Here is a 22,546-nt window from a genome sequence, read left to right as displayed (position 1 = left end):
AAGGATGGAAGAGGACTAGACCATTGCCTATTTTTGTGTAAGGATAGCTAACGCTATTCGATTCAATCGAAAGGCTCCCTGCTAAACTGAAGTTATTCGAGCAAGAGGGGTTAACAATGAAAAAGAAACTTTTAGCGTTTATTGTGGCATTATCTGCCGTCTTTGCTGTGATGGGTGCGACGGGTCATAAAGCAAATGCCGACGAACCACACTACACCATTACGTCTGACGCAACCTATGCGCCGTTTGATTTTCAGGATAAGAATAATCAGTACGTGGGGATTGACCAGGATTTACTGAAGGCTATTGCGAAAGCGGCTGGCTTTACGGTGACGGTCAAGCCAATGGCTTTTAATGCTGCGATGCAGTCAGTTGCTTCATCACAGGCTGATGGTGTCATTGCCGGTACAACCATCACGAATGAGCGAAAAGCTGTTTATGACTTTTCAGATCCCTACTATAAAACAGGAATTGCTTGGGCAACGGCTAAGAATTCTAAAATCAAATCATTGAGTGATTTGAAAGGCAAGACCGTTGCTTTAAAGACTGGAACTGCCGGTGCTGAATATGCCGAATCAATCAAGGATCAGTACGGTTTTAAGATTACCTACTTCTCTGATTCAGATACGGTCTATCGTGACGTTATCAACGGAAATTCTGTGGCGACCTTTGCGGATCTTCCCGTATTGCAGTATACCATCAAGAACGGAACGGCTTTGAAAGTTCAGAATTCAAAGGAACCGTTTGCGGCTGGTGATTTAGGTTTCGCCGTTAAGAAGGGGGATAACGCCCAGCTTTTGGCCGACTTTAACAAGGGCTTAGCCATCATTAAGAAGAACGGAACTTACGACAAGATTGTCAATAAGTACCTCTCGGCTAAGGCTTCAACTTTTACCGGTTCAGCTAAGGACAACAGCACAGTTTGGGGCATTTTGAAAACCAATCGCTCCGCCTTTTTGTCAGGATTGAAGCAGACCTTGTATTTGACAGTTGTTGGTATCATTTTGGCTTCGCTTTGGGGACTGTTCTTAGGAATCCTCGGTGTTTCAAAAAACACTTTGTTGCGTAGCCTTTCAACAACGATTGTTTACATTTTCCGTGGTATGCCAATGCTGGTACTGGCCTTCTTCCTCTATATTGGAATTCCGGCAGTTACTGGTACAAAAATCTCGGCCTGGACGGCTGGTATCATGACCTTGGTTTTGAATGAGGGAGCCTACATTGGTGCCTTTGTTCGGGGAGGCTTTAATTCTGTTGATAATGGTCAGATGGAGGCGGCCCGCTCGCTCGGTCTTTCGCACAGCCAAGCCATGCGACGCGTGATTATTCCACAAGGACTACGCCTGATGGTGCCGTCCTTCATTAACCAATTCATCATCACGTTAAAGGATACTTCTTTGTTGTCAGCCATTGGTATTCTGGAATTGACACAGACCGGAACGTTGATTGTGACACGAAACTCTCAAGGTTTCCGTGTTTGGGCAATCGTTGCTATGATATACTTAATTGTAATAACGTTACTGACTTTGTTTAGTAACTGGGTTGAAAAAAGGACGAAAGCATGAGTGAAGAGAAACAAGTGAAAGTACACGTTGACAAAGTCAACAAGTCATATGGTGATAACCATGTCTTACGCGATATTTCCCTGGACGTCATGGACAATGAAGTGGTCGTAATGATCGGCCCTTCCGGTTCTGGTAAGTCGACGTTTTTGCGGATGCTAAATCAGCTTGAAAAGCCAGATTCTGGTTTGATTGAAGTTGATGGCTATGATATTTCTGATCCAAAGACCAATATCAATAAGGTTCGCGAAAATATCGGAATGGTTTTCCAGAATTTCAATCTCTTTAATAATTACTCCGTCATCGATAATATTACGTTGGCACCCGTGCAACTTGGCAAGATGACGAAGGCAGAAGCCGAGAAAAAGGCAAAGGAATTGCTTGAAACGGTTGGCTTGCCTGACAAGGCCAGCGCGCCCGTGTCCTCCCTTTCTGGTGGACAAAAGCAACGAATAGCCATCGCCCGTGCCTTGGCAATGGATCCGGACATCATGCTCTTTGATGAGCCAACTTCCGCTTTGGATCCCGAAGTGGTTGGGGATGTTTTGGACGTCATGAAGCACTTAGCAAAGATGGGGATGACGATGATTATCGTTACCCACGAAATGGGCTTTGCCAAGCAAGTGGCTGACCGTGTTGTCTTCTTTGAATCAGGAAAGATTCAGGAATCCGGAACGCCAGAACAAATCTTTACTGCACCGAAGAACGAACGTTTGCAAACCTTCCTATCGAAGGTTATGCAAGCCTAAGTTCTTCTTGATAAACGAGAGGAAGAATAGACCATGGTCATGAAACGGTTAAAACCGCTATTGACTGCACTGGTTGCGATGCTTTTTGCCGCAGTTGCGGTTGGCACAAGCGCTAGTGCAGATTCAAAACCCAACTACATTATTTCAACGGATGCCACTTACGCACCCTTCGACTTTCAAGATAAGAATAATAATTACGTTGGAATTGACATGGATATTCTGAAGGAAGTGGCGAAGCGGAATAATTTCACTTATACGCTGAAACCAATGTCCTTTAACGCTGCTGCGCAGATGGTCGCGAATGGTCAGGCAGACGGTATTATTGCCGGAATGATGATTAACGATGCGCGTAAGCAGGTGTACGATGTATCAACACCCTATTACCAATCAGGGGTTGCTTGGATTACCAAGCCAAATTCTAAAATCAAGTCCCTGTCAGACTTGAAGGGCAAGACCGTTGCTTTGAAGACCGGAACGGCCGCTGCTGCTTATGGTGCCTCCTTAAAGGATAAGTACGGTTTCAAAATTAAGTACTTTAACGATACCGACACCATGTACAATGACGTGGTCAATGGAAACACCGCCGCGACTTTTGAAGATTATCCCGTTATCCAATACGCCATTAAAAACGGTATGAAGTTAGAGGTTCGTAATCCCAAGAACCTCGGTAACGCTGGTGGTGTTGGCTTCTTCGTTAAAAAGGGTGAGAATGCTCAATTGTTGCAACAGTTCAACACGACTTTGGCGGCGATGAAGAAGGATGGCACTTACGATAAGATTATCAACAAGTACTTGAATTCGAAGCAGTCCACCTTCGTTGGTTCGGCTTCCGACAACAATACGACTTGGGGAATTCTTAAATCAAACAAGAACGCCTTCTTTAAGGGCTTGCTAGAAACTGCTAAATTAACCATTGCAGGAATCATCCTTGCATCGCTTTGGGGGTTGTTGCTCGGCATTATGGGGATTTCCGAATCGAAGTTTTGGCGTGGCCTTTCGACAACCATTATTTACGCTTTCCGTGGCTTGCCATTGATGGTGTTGGCCTTCTTCATCTACATCGGGTTACCCGGTGTGATTGGGGTTAAGATTCCAGCCTTCACCGCTGGATTGTTAACGTTAATTTTGAATGAAGGAGCCTACACGGGTGCCTTTGTTCGCGGTGGTTTTGAATCCGTTGATGTCGGACAGATGGAAGCGGCCCGTTCGCTCGGTTTGACCCATCGACAAGCCATTTGGAAAGTCATTGTCCCTCAGGGATTGAAAATTACGGTGCCATCGTTTGTCAACCAGTTCATTATTACGTTAAAAGATACGTCCATCTTGTCAGCGATTGGTATCCTCGAGTTGACGCAGACTGGGACGTTGATTGTTGCCCGTAATTCACAGGGATTCCGTGTGTGGGCAATCGTTGCTGTCATTTACTTAATCGTTATTACACTATTGACTTGGCTATCAAACTGGCTGAAGAAAAAAATTGCTTAAAGATAAATTTTAAAACACCTCATTCGTATCAATAGACGAATGAGGTGTTTTATTATGCTAATTGCAAGTACGATTCAAAATGACTATTGTATAGCTGAAGAAGCAAAAACAAACGAAATTTATCTTTGTCCTGGTTGTCGTGGTCCGGTGCGTTTAAAACGTGGGAAGGAGAAAGTGGCCCACTTTGCTCATGTTTCAAAACAAGGCTGTTCCGGCTTTTCAGAAGGTGAATCGGCTGATCACCTAGCTGGTAAATTGGCACTGTTCCGTTATTTTTCAAAGAAAATGCCCGTTCAAATAGAACCAGTTTTATCAATGATTGATCAACGACCAGATTTGTTAGTCGGTCGTCCAGGAAGCCAAGTGGCGATTGAATACCAATGTTCACCGATTGGTAAAGCTGACCTCGAACGCCGCAATGCTGGCTACGCACGGATTGGCATGCGCGTATGGTGGATACTAGGACCCAATTACTGGCGAAAACGTTTATCCACAGCGACCGTTTGCCGTTTTTGGCTGAAAGGTAGAATTTGGTTTTATTTATCCGAAAAAGAGCATTTTGTTCGTGAAGATTTCTTCCGTCGACTGGATTTTAAAAAACGCTTTGCGCGTAAAACAGTGTTAAAGGATCCCTTGGAACTATCGGCACGAGAAGTGGCCAATTGGGCAAAAATCTTTGATGATGTTCCTTTAACAGAACAGATTGTGGCCAGACCACCAATTCTTGACGTGGCAAGACAGCGAGCGAAGCTGTCGCTGCAGTTGGCTCGTGAGCAAATCAATCCTGCCATCGTGAACTATTTGTACGAAAAAGGGCAACGGGTGGATCAATTACCCGACATTTGTTTACTAGGTGATGTCTTTGGGTTGGTCATTCCGAATTGGCAATACCGTCTAACCGTTTTGTTATTGCTGGAAAAAGCTGGGAATGATGGCATCAGTAGTCAGTTATTAGAACAGCGATTGAGTCGGTATTTTTATCCAGGATTTGGTTATGAAAAGGCTGTTTTTGATTGTTTGATGGCGGAGCTGCAGGAGGCGAAATACGTGACTTTTAATCGTGAGAAATTCTTCATAAAAAGGAAGCTTATCTTTAATAATTAGGTTCTTTCTATGTTAAACTGGAGAAAAGCCAAAAAAGGGGTGCCAACCATGGGACAAATCACACGTGAAGAGTTGCCTGAAGAACTCACTTGGGATTTAACAAGTGTTTTCGAATCAGACGATGCCTACCAAAAAGCCTTTGACCAGTTAATTGCTGAATTGCCAAATTTAGCCGATTATCAAGGTCATCTTGCCGATTCAGCGGAATCATTGTTAGCTGGTTTGGAAGAAGATTTAAGAATTGAACGAGCTTTTGAAAAGCTTTTTGTTTACGCACATCAAAAGTTTGATCAGGATACGGCCAATTCAAAATACGCTGGGATGAATGCGCAGGTACAAGATTTACTTGCTCAGGTTTCTTCCGCTACCGCCTTCTTCCAGCCTGAAGTCTTGGCGATGGATGAAACGAAGTTGTCTGCTTATCTTCAGCAACCCGAATTGAAGCCTTACCAGCATTTCTTCGATGTCTTGTTAAGCGAAAAGGAGCATACGCTTCCTGCAGATCAAGAAGCTTTGTTAGCGGGTGCTTCGACCGTGATGTCATCTGCTGAACAGACTTTTTCTGTTTTGGATAATGCCGATATTGACTTTGGCGATGTGATGGATGAAAACGGTGAAATCAAGGAGTTGACTAATGGCCTTTATGCCATCATGCTTCGCTCTAAGAACCCGGCACAGCGCAAGGAAGCGTTCCAAGCACTTTACAATGCTTACATGGCTTTGCAAAACACTTTTGCCTCAACGTTGTCTGCGACCGTTAAGAAGCATAATTTCTTAGCTAAGGTTCGTCATTATCAGTCCGCACAAGAGGCCGCTGTGACGTCCAATCAGATTCCGGTGACTGTGTATCAAACATTAGCAAGCAAGGTCAACGATCACTTGAATCTCTTGCATCGTTATGTTGCTTTGCGCAAGCAAGTATTGGGACAAAAGAAACTTCATAATTATGATTTGTACGTTTCGCTTGTTGACGATGTTGATTTTCCAGTAACATACGAGAAAGCGCAAGAAATTGCTCTCGCCGCATTGGCTCCATTGGGTGAAGACTATTTGGCCGTTGTTCGCAAAGCCTTTGCTGAACGTTGGATTGATGTTGTTGAAAATAAGGGGAAGCGTTCGGGGGCATACTCAGGTGGCGCTTACGATACCAATCCTTATATTTTGTTAAACTGGCAGGATACGTTGGATAATGTTTATACGCTTGTTCATGAGATGGGACACACCGTTCATTCTTATATGACTCGCCACGATCAGCCTTATTACTATGGTGATTATCCAATTTTCTTAGCAGAGATTGCCTCAACGACAAACGAGAGCTTGCTGACCGATTATCTCTTGAAGAAGACGGATGATGACAAGGTGAAGGCCTACGTCTTGAACCAATACCTTGATGGTTTTAAGGGCACTGTTTTCCGGCAGACGCAGTTCGCAGAATTCGAAGCATGGATTCACGAACAGGATGCAGCTGGTCAGCCACTGACTGCTGACACGATGTCTGATTACTATGGTGCATTGAATCAAAAGTTCTATGGTCCGGATGTTGCTGCTGACCCTGAAATTGCCTATGAATGGACACGGATTCCGCACTTCTATTACAATTTCTATGTCTACCAATACGCTACGGGTGAAGCTGCTGCAACCTCTTTGGCACAGGGAGTGTTAGAAAATAACCAGGCTGAATCGTATAAGGAATATTTGAAGGCCGGTTCTTCAGCTAATCCGCTGGACGTGATGCGAAAAGCGGGTGTCAACATGGAGAAGGGTGATTACTTAGATGCGGCTTTTGCTGTGTTTGCTGAACGTTTACAACAATTAGAAACGCTTTTGAAAAAATAAATAGGTTGCGTTATAACTTATGTAAAAGGAGTTCTCATGACAAAGAAAATTTTGGTGTTTGATGGTGTTAACGATCATGCTGTAAAGGAACTTGGGGAAGCGGGGTATCAGGTGGTTTCCAATCCACAGGCTTCTGACAAGGATTTTTCCGGAGACCCTGATGTCGTTGGGTTCCTTCTCATGACGTATCCAATCACTGGTGCAATTATGGATCGTTATCCTAATTTGAAGGTTATTGCACGTCATGGCGTTGGTTATGATAACGTGGACTTGGAAGCAGCCAAGGAACGTGGAATTGTCGTAACGAACACACCTGGGGCCAATGCGATAGCAGTTGCCGAAACGGCCGTCACTTTGATGTTGATGGCCGGTCGCCTCTTTGATACTGATAAGCGTGGAATTACAGATGCCAAGGCCAAGGCCTATGGTGCCGCTCACCCTGGTATGCAGGTGTCAGGCAAGGTTGTTGGTATCTTGGGCTTTGGGCACATTGGACGCACCGTTGCCGAACTATTGACCGGATTTGGCGTGAAGGTTTTGGCATACGCTCGTCACGATAAGGATGTACCAAATGGCCGCATGGCATCATTGGACGAAATTTTTGAACAGTCGGACTTTGTTGTTTCAACGTTACCAGCAACTCCTCAGACAACCAAGATGATTGGTGAAACGGCCTTTAAGAAGATGAAGCAAACGGCTGTTTTGGTCAATGTGGGAAGAGGACCAGTTGTTGATGAAGCAGCCTTGATTATTGCATTGAAGGCTGGTGAAATTGCTGCTGCGGGTCTCGATGTTGTTGAAAAAGAGCCAATCTCACCTGATAATGAGTTGCTTTCATTGGAAAACACTTATGTATTGCCACACATTGCGGGTGGTTCCCGCGAAGCCAAACAGGAAATTGCCGAAACGGCGGCTCAAAATATTCTTGATGTGTTGGCTGGTAAGGGCAGCAAGGATCAAGTGAACTGAAAATATTAGAACTTTTTATAAATAAAGTTTAGATAAAAAAGGTCAAAACCATTGATTGAAGTGGTTTTGACCTTTTTGTTATTTAGAAGATTTTTTCGGTTTTTTTAGTACCCAGTTAACACCTGTGAAAATGACGAAAAAGATGATGGATGACGTCAGGTCCTCTCTGAGGCTCCCAGAGTGGAACCAAAGATGGATAACGAGGAAGAAGACAATCGTTCCAATTAGTGATGAAAATAAGGCTTGTTTCATAGTGGCTACTCCGATAATTGATGATATTTTAGTTTATCATGGCGTTTTGAAAAAACAAAATAGCATGAATGAGTAACTGATGGACTGAATCCTTACCTTCCCTAGTTTCTCTTTCCATAATTTGCTATACTTAAGAAGAAATACAGGACCTAGTAGAAGGAATGCTGACTACGAAGCGAGCGGGAACAGTGAAAGCCCGTTAGTCGAATCTTCGAATTTCAGTCCGAATTAACCTTGATTTAATCGTCAACGGCGGCCGCCGATATCGGTCAAAAGCGCTAGCTTTTGCTAGAACTTGGGTGGTACCGCGGCATTCGTGACGTCCCTTGGCATCGATAGATGACAGGGGACTTTTTTGTTGAATAAAAGAGGGATGAAGATGACATTAGTTGAAGAATTACAGGGCTTCTTGAAGGAAGCAACAACTGAATTGGCTAAGCCTGACGTGGATGTTGAAGCAGTTCGTGTGACTTTTCTAGGGAAAAAAGGAAAGATTACGGGCGTTTTAAAGTCCATGAAGGACTTGTCGATTGACGAAAAGAAGGAAGTCGGGCAGGTGGGAAACCAAGTCCGGACCGCCATCCAAGAAAAAATTGAAGAGAAGAAGGCTGCGCAAGCCGCTGCTGCTCTCGAGGAAAAACTAGCTGCTGAAACTTTGGATGTGACGCTGCCAGGTGCCAAACCAAAGATTGGAACGCCACACGTTCTTCAGCAAATTATGGATGAAATTGAAGCTCACTTCTTGGGGCTCGGTTATCAAATAATTGATGACCCGGTTGATTCACCCGAAGTTGAAACGGATGAATACAACTTTGAACGAGAAAACCTGCCAAAGGATCACCCTGCTCGTGATATGCAGGATACTTTTTACATCACGCCTGAAATTTTGCTGCGTACGCAGACTTCTCCTGTCCAATCGCGTGTGATGGAGAAGCACGACTTTTCAAAGGGACCCCTGAAGATGATTGCCCCTGGGAAAGTCTACCGTCGTGATACCGACGATGCGACCCACTCGCACCAGTTCCACCAAGTCGAAGGGCTGGTTGTTGGTAAGAACATCACCATGGCCGATTTAAAGGGAACTTTGCTTTCCATTATGCAAGAGCTCTTTGGTGAAAAGCACCAGATCCGTCTGCGCCCTTCTTACTTCCCCTTTACGGAACCATCCGTTGAAGTGGATGTTTCATGGAACGAAGTGACGGCAGACACTAAGCCAGAAGACATTAAGTGGATTGAAGTCTTAGGGGCTGGAATGACCCACCCAAACGTGTTGAAGATGGATGGTATTGACCCTGAAGAATATACGGCATTTGCTTTTGGTCTTGGGCCAGATCGTTTTGCTATGTTGAAGTACGGGGTGGAAGATATCCGTCAGTTCTACTTAAACGACACGCGTTTCTTAGAGCAGTTTAACGAGCGAGGAAACTAAACATGAAGACGAATTTAAAATGGTTGAATGAATACTTAACGCCTGGATTGGATTTGAGCAAGCAGGCGGTGTTGGACCTGGCTCAACAAATTGAGTTAACGGCCGTCGAAATTGAAGAAGTCGGTCAAGTTGCCGCTCAGCAAGACGGCTTGGTCGTTGTTCGTGTTGACGAGTTGAAGGACCACCCGGATTCTGACCACCTAAAAATCACTCAGGTATTTGATGGGCAGGAAAAGATTCAGGTTGTCACGGGAGCGCCCAACGTTTCCGAGGGTCAGTTGGTTATTTTAGCAACGGTTGGCGCCCACATTATTGATCGCGAGTCAGGAGAGCTGGTGAAGATCAAGAAAGCGAAACTTCGTGGTGAAGTTTCTTACGGAATGCTTGCTGCCTTGCAAGAAATTGGTTTGCCAGATGCCGTTTGCCCCGAACCAATCGAAAATGGTATCCATGTCTTCGCTGAACAAGATGGCGTGAATCCCGGGGATGATGCCTTGGCAGTGCTTGGCCTGAAGGATCCAATGATTGATACTGACCTAACGCCGAACCGCGCTGACTTGCTTTCGATGCGTGGAATGGCTTATGAAGTGGCTGCTATGACAGGCCAAAAGGTGGCAGAAGTTGCGGACAAAGGGGCTAAGGAAGCCGCCTTTTTGGCTGATGACCAAGCAACCGTTCAGATAGGGGAAACAGGTCTTGCAACGGGCGTTGCCTTGTCAGTTGTGAATGGCGTTTCGGTTGATAAAAGCCCGCTTGCTATCCAATCGCGTCTGTGGACTTCTGGCATTAAGCCAGAAAACAATGTGGTTGATGCCATGCACTATTGGCTTTTGGCAACCGGACAGCCATTGGCCGCCTTTGATTTGGATCGCTTGGCTGACAAAGTCATTACCGTCCGCTTAGCTAAGGAAGGTGAAGTATTGGGACAAGGGGATGGCGAAGAAGCCATGGCGCTTCGTTCTGGTAAAGACATTGTATTAGTCGCTGGGGAACAAGTCATTGCATTGGCTGGTATTGCGATGGATCCGATGTTTAAGGTGAGTCATTCAACGAAAAACGTCCTATTAGTGGCCGGTCAGTATAACCCAAGTTTCATTCGCCAAGCCGCTCGTCGTCATGGGTTGCGTTCCGAATCGTCCTTCCGTTTGGAACGTGGGATTGATTTGACTAATACAAAACCTGCCTTGCAATCAGCAGCCAATGCGGTGGCGAAGGCTAGCGATGCCACGCTGGCCAAGGGTCAGGCACTGGCTGGCTTTGATAACATTGAGGAAACGGTCATTGAAACAACCGTGTCTCGCATTAATCAAGTACTAGGCACGACTTTGTCAGATGAAACGGTTGTTGATTTGCTCGAAAAGTTGAACTTGACCGTTGCAAACAACGATGGTCGGTTAAAGGTAACGGTACCTGGTCGCCGAACAGATTTGACGATTCCAGCTGACCTTGTTGAAGAAGTCGGCCGTTTGTATGGCTATGATAATTTACCAACCGCTTTGATTGATGGGCAATCAACGGCTGGTGATTTAACACGTCGTCAGAAAAAGATCCGAGCATCACGGCGAATTTTCGAATCACTCGGCTTTGACCAGGCCATCTCTTATGCCTTGATGACACCAGAAAAGGCCACGGCCTTTAACATGATGGGGAAGCATCCCGTCTTGGCATTGGACTACCCGATGTCTTCTGACCGAACGGTTGCCCGTCAAAATTTGATTTCTGGCTTAATTGACGATGTGGCTTATAACGTGGCCCGCTCCGTCAAGAACATTGCGCTCTATGAGCAAGGACGTATTTTCTTAAATGACAATGCGGCCAAGCAGCCGGTTGAAGAAGAGCACATTGCCGCCGTTTTGGTCGGTTCACTGGCTGAATCAACTTGGGAAACCGGTGAAAAGGAAGAAGAAGTTGATTTTTATGCGCTAAAGGGCCGTGTTGAAACTTATCTTGAAAACATCGGAGTGGATCAGGTAACCTTTAAGCAGTCGAAGGCACACGCCAACATGCACCCAGGACAAACGGCTGATGTTTATGCCGGTGACATTTACATTGGTTATCTTGGACAAGTTCATCCTGAGTTTGTGGCGAAGCAAAAGTTGCCGGTTATCTTTGCCTTTGAATTAAATCTCGAAGAAATTATTCTCTTATCAAAGCGTGAGGTTACTTACCAACCAATTTCCCGTTACCCACAAATCACGCGAGATTTGGCCATCTTACTGGATGACCAGATTACCAACCAAGAGGTCTTAGACGTTATTTGGGAGAGCGCTGGACAGTATTTGAAGGACGTTTCTTTCTTTGATCTCTATAAGGGTCAGGGAACACCAGATGGTAAAAAGTCATTAGCTTACCAATTAACGTATCAGGACCAGCACGACACGTTGGTCGAAGAAAAGGTAACAATGGACTTTGCTAAGGTCACGGAGGCCCTGGCTAAGCAGCTTGGTGCTGAAATTCGTTAATTGCAATTGTCAGTAGAAAGAAAAGCCCGTATAATTGGGGTAAAACGATAGTTAAGTAGGATTCGCCCTATGGCAAAAATTATTATTAATGGTGGCCACAAAGTCGCTGGTCAAGTGACCATCGGTGGTGCCAAAAACTCAACGGTAGCGCTGATTCCAGCCGCTATCTTGGCAGATACGCCAGTGAACTTTGACAACGTACCACAGATTTTGGACGTTAAGAACTTACAATACATTTTGGCGGCCATGAACGTTCATTCGAATTTTCATGATGGCGATTTGTCGATTGATCCAACCACCATTCGAGAAGCTCCCTTACCAGCAACCGCGATTAAGTCCTTGCGTGCTTCGTATTACTTCATGGGGGCCTTGCTGGGTCGCTTTGGTCGAGCAACGGTGACTTTTCCTGGTGGTGATAACTTGGGCTCCCGTCCAATTGATCAGCACATCAAGGGCTTTGAGGCCCTTGGTGCCAAGGTGACAGAAGAAAACGATGTGATTCACATCGATGCAACGGAAAACGGTTTGAAGGGTGCCCGGATTGCCCTCGATACGGTTTCCGTTGGGGCAACAATTAACATCATCTTGGCCGCCGTACGTGCTGAAGGACAAACAATTATCGAAAACGTGGCCAAGGAGCCTGAGATTATCGATATTGCGACTTTCTTGAATAACATGGGCGCTAATATTCGTGGGGCAGGAACGGATACGATTCGGATTACTGGGGTCGATACGTTGAAGGCTCAGAATACACATTCGGTTATTCCAGATCGAATTGAAGCTGGAACTTATATGTCTTTGGCTGCAGCCTTTGGGGACGGGGTCACGATTCAAAACGTGATTCCTGAGCACTTGGAATCTTACACATCAAAATTGATGGAGATGGGCGTTGATATGCAAATTGGTGATGAATCGATTTACATTGGTCCTTCTCGTAATTTGAAGCCTGTATCGATTAAAACCATGCCATATCCTGGTTTCGCAACTGATTTGCAACAGCCAATCACACCATTGTTGTTCTTGGCAGAAGGTGAATCGACCATCATTGAAACGATTTATCCAAAGCGGATTCGTCACATTGCCGAATTGCGCCGGATGGGGGCTGATGTCTCTTCTCTCAATCCTGGGGAAATTAAGGTTAACCATTCAGAACGACTCGTTGGGACGACTGTGGAAGCGGCCGAGATTCGAGCAGGGGCTGCTTTGGTGATTGCGGCCGTGATGGCCGATGGGCAGACAGTGATTGATAACGCTTCGCATATTTTACGTGGCTATGACCGGATTGCCGAAAAGCTCCGTGGTCTTGGTGTTGACCTCAAAATTGAAGGGGTTGATTTGATTAATTTGATGCCATAAGTTCTTGTCAAAATAACCGAGGCATGCTACACTTATACAGTTAATAACTGACTCTGGCTATGATTAGTCAGGGCGCTAAGGAGATTATTCATGAAAGCAGATATCCATCCAAATTACCGTCCAGTTGTCTTCATCGATGCCGCAACTGGTAAGAAGTTCTTGTCAGCTTCAACTGTTGAAACTGATACAACTGCTGAATTTGACGGTCAAGAATATCCATCAGTACGTATGGACATCACGTCAGACTCACACCCATTCTACACTGGTAAGCAGAAGTTTACTCAGGCTGATGGTGCCGTTGACAAGTTTAACAAGAAGTTCGCAAACTTCGGTTTCAAGAACAACGACCAATAAGTTTGTTCAAAAAACGTTCACCTTGGTGGACGTTTTTTCTTTTGACAAAGTCCGTTACTACATCCATTAAAAGGAGTCACCATGGCTAAGACAACGCCACCTGTAAAATTGAATGAAACGGTTACCTTAACAATTGATCGGATTCGACAAAATGGGATGGGACTCGCCTGGGCTAACGATGCCAAAACTTACCCGGTCTACATCGCCAATACGATGTTAGGGGAAGTGGTGGACGTCCAGATTATTCAAGTGGATAAGCTGTCGGCATACGGTGCTTTGAAAAACGTTTTGAAAGCTAATCCTGAGCGCATTGACGCGAAGCGGGATTATCTTCTGGAGGCTGGGACAGCACCGCTCGTGAATTGGGCTTACCCTGCTCAAAAAAAATGGAAGCAATCGTTGGTCAAAGATAACTTTGCTGCCGCTGGCTTGACTGTTCAAGTTGCTGAAGCTGTCACGATGGACGAACAAGTACCATCCTATTACCGGAATAAGACGGTGGTGCCAGTTAAGTGGCAAGGCGGTCAGTTACAATCCGGTTTTTACCAACGGGGAACGCACCAGTTAGTACCCATGGTGGACTACTTTGTTAACGACCGTCGTCTGGACGAAGTAATCGTCGTTGTTCGCAACCTTTTGGAGAAATTGGACATTTCGGCCTATGATCCAGATACAGGGCAGGGGGCAATCCGTTACATCATGGTCCGCCGTGGCTACTATTCGAAAGAGTTGATGGTTATCTTAGTATCGAATGAGCCGACTTTGCCCAAGCAGGAAGAGGTAGTTCGGGCAATCGTGTCCGAATTGCCGGATCTCACCTCCTTGATTTTGAATAAGGCGCCCAAAAAAGATTACGTTCAGTTATCAGCAGATAACGAGACGCTTTACGGAAAAGACCAAATTGAGGACACTTTGCTTGGCAAGCGTTTCCTGATTGGTCCCAACTCCTTTTACCAAGTTAATCCAGTGATGACGGAAAAGCTTTACCAGACAGCAGCTGATTTGGCTAAGCTTAAGTCAACGGACTTGGTTGTTGATGCGTATGCTGGAATTGGAACAATCGGGATGTCGGTGGCTGATCGCGTAAAGCAGGTGATTGGCGTTGAAGTCGTCCCTGGCGCGGTTGCCGATGCTCAAAAAAATTTGGCCCTCAATGGGATTACAAACGCAACTTACATTTTGAAGGATGCTCCTGAACAGTTTGTCGAATGGCAGGAAGCAGGGGTGCACCCCGACGTGGTCTTCGTCGATCCACCCCGACGTGGTTTAACACCTGAACTCATTGAGAAAACGGCTAGCATGGAACCTGACCGGGTGGTCTACGTTTCTTGTAATCCCGTGACGGCTGCTCGCGATTGTGCTCTCTTTAAAAAAGTCGGCTACGAAATTGCCGGGCCAATTGTTCCTGTCGATCAATTCCCGCAAACGGCTCACATTGAAACAGTGACGGTGCTGAAGAAAAAAGGGTAGAATAATCTCAGATGTTACTTAAATTGGTTGATTGTTTGTACAAGCACGATAATGATTTGAAATTTTTCTGAATTAAAAGGACTTTTACATGAAACTTACATTAGCAGATGTCAAAAGAGCAACACTGGGAATCATACAGGGAACGGAAACAGTCTCAGTGACAGGGGTTTCCTTTGATTCACGCAAGGTTCAACCAGGGGACCTGTTTGTTGCATTGGTTGGCGAAAACGATGGCCATGATTACATTCAAATGGCGATGGACAAAGGGGCCAGCGCAGTATTAGCAGCAGAAGGGCATGTGTTAGCGGGTGATGTACCCGCAGTTGTGGTGCCTGACACTTTGCGTGGGTTGCAACAGCTGAGCCAGTTTTATTTGAAGCAAGTGCAGCCAAAAGTCGTTGCCATCACTGGATCCAATGGGAAGACTACCACGAAGGACATGACTGCGGCAATTTTAGCCAAAAAATATCAGACCTTTAAGACACCAGCTAATTTTAATAATGAGATTGGCCTACCGGTAACCATTCTATCAATGCCAGAAAATACCGAAGTGTTGGTGCTTGAAATGGGAATGGACCGACCCGGTCAATTAACCGAGTTGTCTAATTTGGCACAGCCGGATATTGCAGTCATTACGATGATTGGGGAAGCACATTTAGAGTTCTTCAAGACAAGGGCGAACATTGCTAAAGCAAAGTTAGAAATCACGCAGGGGCTGAAAAAAGGAGGAATCTTCCTCATCCCGGCCGATGAACCATTATTGACTGAGGCGCCTGGTTTGCCTGAAAACACCGAAATGTTTGGCCCCGTGCCAAACGATGTTTCTGAAAGTCTAACTCAAACGGTCTGGACCGAGAACGGGGAGCGGTTTGCAATTCCCATGCTAGGCCGTTATAATGTTAAGAATGCAGAAGCAGCGATTATGGTAGGTCGGACACTCGGTCTTGACATGAATACCATGGCAAGTGCTTTGGCACATTTTGATTTAACGAAGAACCGGACGGAGTTGTTGACGGGGAAGAATGGTGAGCGGATTATTTCCGACGTGTATAACGCCAATCCAACGGCAACAAAAGAAGTCCTCGCCACTTTAGCCAACGATGGGGCAGAAAACCTCGTGCTCGTTCTCGGCGATATGCTCGAACTTGGCGAGAAGGGACCATCATTACACGCTGGATTGGCTGCAGCCGTTATCGCTGCAAAGCCAAAGCAGGTTAATTTAGTTGGCCCATTGATGGTTGATTATTTAGCGCCAGCGCTTAAAAAAATTGACCAAAACTTACTGATTAAGACTTATCAGCAAGATGAATTACCACAATTAGCAGCAGATTTGAAGGAAAAGCTGACCGGCAACGATCTTATTTTCTTGAAGGCCTCGCACGGTATTCATCTTCAAGAAGTTGTGACGGCTTTGTCCGGAAAGTAGGAAGTGGATGCTTAAGCGTACGGATCTTTTTCCAGCTAAAGTAAAAGTTCGTTGGGTAAAACGCCCATCGCTTTATTTCCTTTTATTTGGAATAGCGATTGTTGGTTTTGGAACGGTGACCGTTGCTTCACAATCCCATGGCCAGCATCGAGAAGCAAAGGATGTTTCCGCTTCTTCCGAACCTAATCTTGATAAGACGGTGGCGGCCGATGGGAAAGTCGCCAAGAAGCTCAATCAAGCTTTAGAGGATAACCATTTTTCTGGAACGGCGCTGGTCGTAAAGAACGGAAAGGTCTTGCTTCATGAAGGGTATGGCAAGGCAAACGTTCAGAAAAATCGTTCGAATAACCCAAAAACGACTTTTCCAATCGCATCGACGGCTAAAATTTTGACGGCTATTTTGGTTGGGCAAAGTGTTGATGCGGGTAAGTTATCATATGACAGTAAGTTATCCGATTACTATCCAAACGTACCCAATGCTGATCAAATTACCATTCGAGACTTACTAACCATGACCTCTGGCTTAAAGCAGAGCAAGCAACCGGAAGAATATTCGAATGACATGGCCAATGTCGATTTTTCGGCGGCTAATGCCGAAAGCTCTGGGGGTGTCATCGGTACTGGTGATGGCTGGTCTTATCAGCCAATTAATTACCGTTTATTGGCGGGAATTTTGATGAAAGTCACTGGCAAAAGCTATCAAGAACTTTGTCAGCAAACCTTTAATCATAATGCAAAGTTGGGCATTTCGTATTATCCGGCTTTCAAGCAAGCGGCTAACCTAGCCAACGCTTACCAGGTTGGGACAGACAGTGAGCGGGATGTGACAACGGTTGAATACCAACGTGAAACGGGCACTGGCAACGTTGCCATGACGACTGGACAGCTTTACCAACTATACCGGTTGTTTTTCACCAATAAACTGACTAAAAACCATCAGGATTTGTTGGTGCAACACTTGCCAGCGCACTATGCTTCTGGTCTTTATGGTTATGGCTCTGTTTATGAGGGACACGGCATTTTCTCAGGCTATGAGTCAAATGTTGTGGTCTCTAACCAGGGTAAAGACGCGGTCATTTTACTTTCTAATCAATACGACAAGGAACACTCATTCCAGAAAGTTGGGCAGGAGGCCTTTAGTCAATTGACCGGAAAAGAAGCACCATAAAACGGTGTCATATTAGTCAGTCCAGTTAGACTATAAACTGCTTGGCCTTTCAAACGCGCAGGAAGCGCGTTACTATAGAAGTAGACCAATTGGTCTTAAAGCGCGCTTTCGTGCTTTCAAAGGAGAAAATTTTGAAGTTTGAAGAACTCGGCTTGTCAAAAGCCATTTTGCAGTCCATTGCTGCCCACGGTTATGTGGAAGCAACCCCTATTCAAGAAAAAACAATCCCGCTCACTTTAGCAGGGAAAGATGTTATCGGACAGGCTCAGACTGGTACCGGTAAAACGGCAGCCTTCGGTTTGCCAATTTTGGAACACATTGACTTGGATAATCCTAATATTCAAGCAGTTATTATTTCACCAACTCGTGAATTGGCCATTCAAACGGCTGAGGAATTGAAGAAGTTGGGATCAGATAAGCACGTTAACGTGCAAGTTGTTTTCGGTGGATCGGATATTCGCCGTCAGATTCAGGGTTTGAAATCTCACCCACAAATCTTGGTGGGAACACCCGGTCGTTTGCTTGACCACATCAATCGTAAGACGGCCAAGTTGGGCCATGTCCAGACTTTGGTCCTGGATGAAGCCGATGAAATGCTGAACATGGGCTTCTTGGACGATATCGAAGCGATTATTGCCCAAGTTCCTAAGGAACGTCAGACGTTGCTCTTCTCAGCAACGATGCCCGATTCAATTCGTCGTATCGGGGAAAAGTTTATGACTAATCCCGTTATGGTAAAAATTGAAGCCAAGCAGTTGACCACTGACTTGGTTGAACAATACTTTATTCGTTGCCGTAACGAAGAAAAGTTCGATGCATTGACACGAACGATTGATATTCAAGAGCCATATTTGGGTATTGTTTTCGGACGAACGAAGCGTCGTGTTGAAGAATTGGCCCGTGGATTGGAAGCTCGTGGATACCGCGCTGCTGGGTTGCACGGTGATTTGACTCAGCAAATGCGTTCGCGTGTTTTGGACCAGTTTAAGTCCCATGAGATCAATCTCTTGGTAGCGACTGATGTGGCTGCTCGTGGATTGGATGTTAAGGACGTGTCACACGTTTATAACTTTGATATTCCACAAGATCCAGAATCATACGTGCACCGTATTGGACGTACTGGTCGTGCCGGCGCTACCGGAACGTCAGTAACGTTAGTTGCACCGAATGAAATGGATTACTTGCGTGCGATTGAAGAATTGACAAAGAAGCGCATGACGCCAATGCAACCCGCAACTTTGCAGGAAGCTCGTCTTGGTCGTATTGATGCCTCATTGGATGAAGCCGCTGTCTTAATGTCAAAGACGAATCCAGGTGAAATGCAAGCGCAGGTATCTGCTTTGTTGAGCCAGTTTACGCCTGAACAGTTGGCTGCCGGTTTGTTGGCTTCTGTTGCTGGTTTGGAAAAGCAAAACGCACCCGTTACCTTATCTCGTGAACGTCCATTGCCACGCCGTAAGGGTGGTAAGGGCGGATCACGTGGCGGCTATCGTGGTGGTAACCGTCGTGGAAATGGCGGTGGCTACCGTGGCCGTCGTGATGGCGATCGTCGCGGAAATGGTGGCGGCTACCGTGGTCGTCGCGATGGTGAGCGTCGTGGAAATGGTGCTTACAAGGGAAACAACCACTCGAGCGAACGCCGTGGAAGCGGCCAGGGTCGCAAGCGTGACTTTACCGTTCGTGAAAAGGGTTAATGCTTTTCTTTAAATAAAAGTTATTAAAACCGTCTGTTATCAGACGGTTTTTGTGTTTATAATGAAAGTATAGATTAGAAAGGAGGGCTGTTATGACGATTGATGAAGTTTTGGCTGCCATACACTCACGGCCAAAAGTCGGTAAAAAAGATAGTCAAGAGCGGATGACAGCCCTTCTATCGGCACTCGGGCATCCTGAAAAAGACATTGGACCAGCCATCCACGTTACGGGAACGAATGGGAAGGGGTCGGTAGCAAACATGTTATCCGCCATCGGGATTGCTGATGGCTTGCGTGTTGGCTTGTTTACGTCCCCTTTTATTGTGCGCTTTAATGATCGCTTTCAAATTAACGGGCAAGACATTTCCAATGACGCACTAGTTGCCGTATACGAACGTGTTCAAGTAGCCCTTCGACAAGTTGAAAACGAATCGGATGACCAACTGAGACCAACAGAGTTTGAAGTGGTCACGGCGATGATGTTTTGCTATTTTGCCGAAGCAGACCTGGATTTGGCCATTATCGAAGTTGGCATTGGCGGTCTTTACGACTCGACAAACTTTCTCACAACGACTGCTGTTGCGGTGATTACTTCGGTTGCGCTCGATCACCAAAAGTTGTTGGGAAACACCGTTGAGGCCATCGCGTATCAGAAAGCCGGTATTATTCGATCTGACCGACCAACGGTGGTTGGATTGGATATGAATCCGGTGGCCAAAACCGTGATTGAAAAGTGTTGTCAACGGGAGAGCAGTCCTTTAATTGTTGCCCAATCAGTTCCTTTTAAAACGGCATTGGCTGGCGACTACCAGAGGGGCAATACCAATATTGCTGTTGCAGCTTACCGAGCATTTCGGCCAAATGTAACGGATGAAGTGCTTGGTACTGGTTTAATGCATGCTAAGCTACCTGGTCGTTTTGAAGAGGTCATGCCTGGCGTCTTTTTGGATGGCGCGCACAATCCGGCAGGTTTGGAAGCTTTACAAAGAAGCATCGATGCCCGCTTTGACCAGCCTGTGATGCTTGTCATTGGTGCCCTTGCTGATAAATCGCTAGGAAATTTTTTAAACCAAATTGTCGAAAAGCGTCGACTGGACGTTCGGCTATTTAACTATCAGGGAATTCCTGGACGACCGGGAATGACTTGTACTGATTATGATGAAAAAGTCTTTGGTCCACCGCTTGCTTCCGTTGATGAAGTAATCCAGTTGGCGAAAGAGAAGGGGGAGCCGGTCTTCTTTACTGGTTCCTTGTATTTTGTTGCAGATGTTAGGAGACAAATATGTCAGAAGAAAAAGTACTCAGCCCAAAGTTAATTTTAAGTATTTTAGCCATTGCGTTGATTGCCTTTACCGATATTATGTTGGAAACGGCACTGAACGTGTCTTTTCCGGTTTTGATGGCGAATCTTCATGTTGATTCAGCCACCGTTCAGTGGTTGACATCTGGGGTTATCTTGTTAACGTCGATGGTGATCATCATGTCCTCATGGCTAAAAGATCGTTTTAAAAATCGCTCGCAGTTTATGGCTGCTGGAATTATTTCCTTAATTGGAATCTTTATCGATGCCGTTTCAAATCAATTTCCATTAATCCTTTTTGGACGTCTGCTTCAAGGTGTTGGGGCCGGCGTTGGCTTGCCACTGATGAATAATGTCATTTTCGAACAAGTGCCGGTTAACCGGCGCGGAACGATGGTCGGCTTAGCGTCATTGATCGTTTCCTTTTCCCCAGCATTAGGCCCTGCTTTTGGCGGTTTCTTGACGGACGCCTTCGGATGGCACATGATTTTTTGGGTGGTGATTCCACTACAGTTGATTGCCTTGATTCTTGGGTGGGCGACGATTCAACAGACTGTCCCAACTAAAAAAGTCCGTTTTGACTTGGTTGGCTGGTTGCTCTTATCCGCCTTCTTCGTTGGTGGTCTAATCACCATTGATCGTTTTTCGGCAGACGGACTCTTTAACTTACCAAGTATGCTAGCGTTAGCCGCCTTTATTTTTGGAATTGTCGGTTACTATTTCTATGCTCGAAACGAAAAAGAACCGCTTTTGGCCCCATCAATGTTTGCAAAGCCAATGTTCCGACTGGCTGTCTTCTCAGCATTCATGTTACAAATGGTCAATTTGACTTTTAACTATGCTATTCCAATGGGCTTGCAATTAATTCTGCACCAGAATTCCTCTGTTGCTGGTCTGGCCCTCTTCCCAGGGGCTTTGGGCTTAGCCTTCATGGCGGTTATTTCCGGTAACTTGTATGACCGCTACGGTGCCCGCCTCCCTAACAACATTGGGCTTGGCTTAATCTTCTTTGGTGTGCTCTTTATGGCGGTCTTGCCCTTTACATTACTTACGGCAACGGTTGGCTTTATTCTCATGCAACTTGGTGTTGGTTTCTGGAACGGAAACAACATGACCAATGCCATTTCAAACATGGACCGTGTCTACCATAATGCTGGAAACTCCATTTTTGCGGCCGTGAATAATTATTCTGCTGCCGTTGGAATTGCTTTGGCTGCTTCGATTGTTTCTGTTTTCCAAAACAAAGCAACGAACATGGCACATGGAACAGCGGTTGGCATGCGGATTACCTACATCATGGACTTTATCCTTGTTGTTATTGCGGCGTGGATGTCAATGCGTGTCATGAAGATGACGAATCCCCATGCTAACAATGCAAACGAAGAAATTGAATTAACAAAGTAAATCGGTCATCAATATAAAAAACCTGTTTTTTCGTATTACTCAGTAAGGAGAGTAGTTATGAAGAATCAGGTTTTTTCGTTTTATGAATCACTTGGCGAAGATGCTGTACATGCGATGGCGGTGTTTAATCTTTATTTTCCTTCTGGCTATGACTTTTTCGAATTGGACCAGGAGACAAAGGAACGTTTTATCGCCGAAAACCCACGCATCAATCGAGCGCTTTTACACGCTTTAAATGCTGGTCGTAAGATGGCAGGTGACGTTCGACAAAGTCTAATTTCAGCCAGGCACTCAGAGAGCTTCGGACGTTTTGCTCAATCAGAATTGGGAAGTTCAAATCAGGAACAGGTCTGTCTCGCTTTATTAAACACGCAGCTCGATCTTATCGGTTGGGAGGTTGTTTTTGTCGGGACTTTAACGGAGGTGTCGGCTTCACCACGTGAAATTTTTCAACGGGCGTTGAAGGCGAATGCTCGTATGTCAATAAGTTAGACACTTTTTTTACATCACTAGGTTCGATTCATAG

The 22,546-nt window shown here is 45.5% G+C and carries 17 protein-coding genes; all 17 read left to right on the top strand.

All coding sequences use genetic code 11. From position 1 onward, the window contains the following. Positions 1-170 precede the first annotated feature (170 nt). The 17 genes from IV71_RS06205 to IV71_RS06120 all read left to right on the top strand — a co-directional run bounded on the left by IV71_RS06205 (position 171) and on the right by IV71_RS06120 (position 22,512). The gene (locus IV71_RS06205) at positions 171-1,565 is read left to right on the top strand and encodes an ABC transporter substrate-binding protein/permease (protein ID WP_420889350.1); all 1,395 of its coding nucleotides are present in this window, start codon (positions 171-173) and stop codon (positions 1,563-1,565) included. Next, positions 1,562-2,311, top strand: a complete 750-nt coding sequence (locus IV71_RS06200; RefSeq protein WP_056995041.1) for an amino acid ABC transporter ATP-binding protein — start codon at positions 1,562-1,564, stop codon at positions 2,309-2,311. Before IV71_RS06205 ends, IV71_RS06200 begins: the two co-directional genes overlap by 4 nt. Positions 2,312-2,350: 39 nt before the next feature. Next, a complete protein-coding gene (locus IV71_RS06195) occupies positions 2,351-3,796 on the top strand; it encodes an ABC transporter substrate-binding protein/permease (RefSeq protein WP_029489938.1) in 1,446 nt (481 codons plus the stop codon). A 54-nt stretch (positions 3,797-3,850) separates the two neighbouring features. Next, entirely contained in the window at positions 3,851-4,900 is a 1,050-nt protein-coding gene (locus IV71_RS06190) for a competence protein CoiA (RefSeq protein WP_010692112.1), read from the top strand. A gap of 48 nt (positions 4,901-4,948) precedes the next feature. Beyond that, the gene (gene pepF, locus IV71_RS06185) at positions 4,949-6,736 is read left to right on the top strand and encodes an oligoendopeptidase F (protein WP_056995045.1); all 1,788 of its coding nucleotides are present in this window, start codon (positions 4,949-4,951) and stop codon (positions 6,734-6,736) included. 36 nt (positions 6,737-6,772) lie between these two features. Further along, positions 6,773-7,705 (top strand): phosphoglycerate dehydrogenase, encoded by a 933-nt coding sequence (locus IV71_RS06180; protein WP_010692110.1) that lies wholly within the window; start codon positions 6,773-6,775, stop codon positions 7,703-7,705. Between the two features lie 631 nt (positions 7,706-8,336). Continuing rightward, positions 8,337-9,386, top strand: coding sequence for a phenylalanine--tRNA ligase subunit alpha (gene pheS / locus IV71_RS06170; protein ID WP_010692108.1), 1,050 nt, complete (start codon positions 8,337-8,339; stop codon positions 9,384-9,386). A gap of 2 nt (positions 9,387-9,388) precedes the next feature. After that, on the top strand, positions 9,389-11,848 hold the full coding sequence (gene pheT / locus IV71_RS06165; RefSeq protein ID WP_010692107.1) for a phenylalanine--tRNA ligase subunit beta: 2,460 nt from the start codon (positions 9,389-9,391) through the stop codon (positions 11,846-11,848). A 69-nt stretch (positions 11,849-11,917) separates the two neighbouring features. Next, complete coding sequence (locus IV71_RS06160) at positions 11,918-13,204, top strand: UDP-N-acetylglucosamine 1-carboxyvinyltransferase (protein ID WP_010692106.1); 1,287 nt, start codon at positions 11,918-11,920, stop codon at positions 13,202-13,204. Positions 13,205-13,294: 90 nt separating this feature from the next. Further along, complete coding sequence (locus IV71_RS06155; protein WP_010692105.1) at positions 13,295-13,558, top strand: type B 50S ribosomal protein L31; 264 nt, start codon at positions 13,295-13,297, stop codon at positions 13,556-13,558. An 81-nt stretch (positions 13,559-13,639) separates the two neighbouring features. Then, entirely contained in the window at positions 13,640-15,028 is a 1,389-nt protein-coding gene (rlmD, locus tag IV71_RS06150) for a 23S rRNA (uracil(1939)-C(5))-methyltransferase RlmD (RefSeq protein WP_010692104.1), read from the top strand. 88 nt (positions 15,029-15,116) lie between these two features. Further along, positions 15,117-16,454, top strand: coding sequence for a UDP-N-acetylmuramoyl-tripeptide--D-alanyl-D-alanine ligase (locus IV71_RS06145; RefSeq protein ID WP_056995040.1), 1,338 nt, complete (start codon positions 15,117-15,119; stop codon positions 16,452-16,454). Between the two features lie 7 nt (positions 16,455-16,461). Next, positions 16,462-17,622 (top strand): serine hydrolase domain-containing protein, encoded by a 1,161-nt coding sequence (locus IV71_RS06140; protein ID WP_010692102.1) that lies wholly within the window; start codon positions 16,462-16,464, stop codon positions 17,620-17,622. Positions 17,623-17,753: 131 nt separating this feature from the next. Beyond that, complete coding sequence (gene cshA / locus IV71_RS06135) at positions 17,754-19,316, top strand: degradosome RNA helicase CshA (protein WP_029489936.1); 1,563 nt, start codon at positions 17,754-17,756, stop codon at positions 19,314-19,316. A 92-nt stretch (positions 19,317-19,408) separates the two neighbouring features. After that, positions 19,409-20,632 carry a bifunctional folylpolyglutamate synthase/dihydrofolate synthase gene (locus IV71_RS06130; protein ID WP_010692100.1) on the top strand — a complete coding sequence of 408 codons (1,224 nt, stop codon included), beginning with the start codon at positions 19,409-19,411 and terminating at the stop codon, positions 20,630-20,632. Next, positions 20,599-22,020, top strand: coding sequence for an MFS transporter (locus tag IV71_RS06125; RefSeq protein WP_010692099.1), 1,422 nt, complete (start codon positions 20,599-20,601; stop codon positions 22,018-22,020). The genes IV71_RS06130 and IV71_RS06125 overlap by 34 nt, the downstream gene beginning before the upstream one ends. A 57-nt stretch (positions 22,021-22,077) precedes the next feature. Then, entirely contained in the window at positions 22,078-22,512 is a 435-nt protein-coding gene (locus IV71_RS06120) for a JAB domain-containing protein (protein ID WP_056995039.1), read from the top strand. The last annotated feature ends 34 nt before the right edge of the window (positions 22,513-22,546 follow it).

Origin of the sequence: Fructobacillus fructosus KCTC 3544 (genome assembly GCF_001438695.1) — a bacterium.
Taxonomy (GTDB): domain Bacteria; phylum Bacillota; class Bacilli; order Lactobacillales; family Lactobacillaceae; genus Fructobacillus; species Fructobacillus fructosus.
The sequence above is the reverse complement of the archived record's forward strand: the minus strand, read 5'-3'. Positions and strand labels throughout refer to the sequence as shown.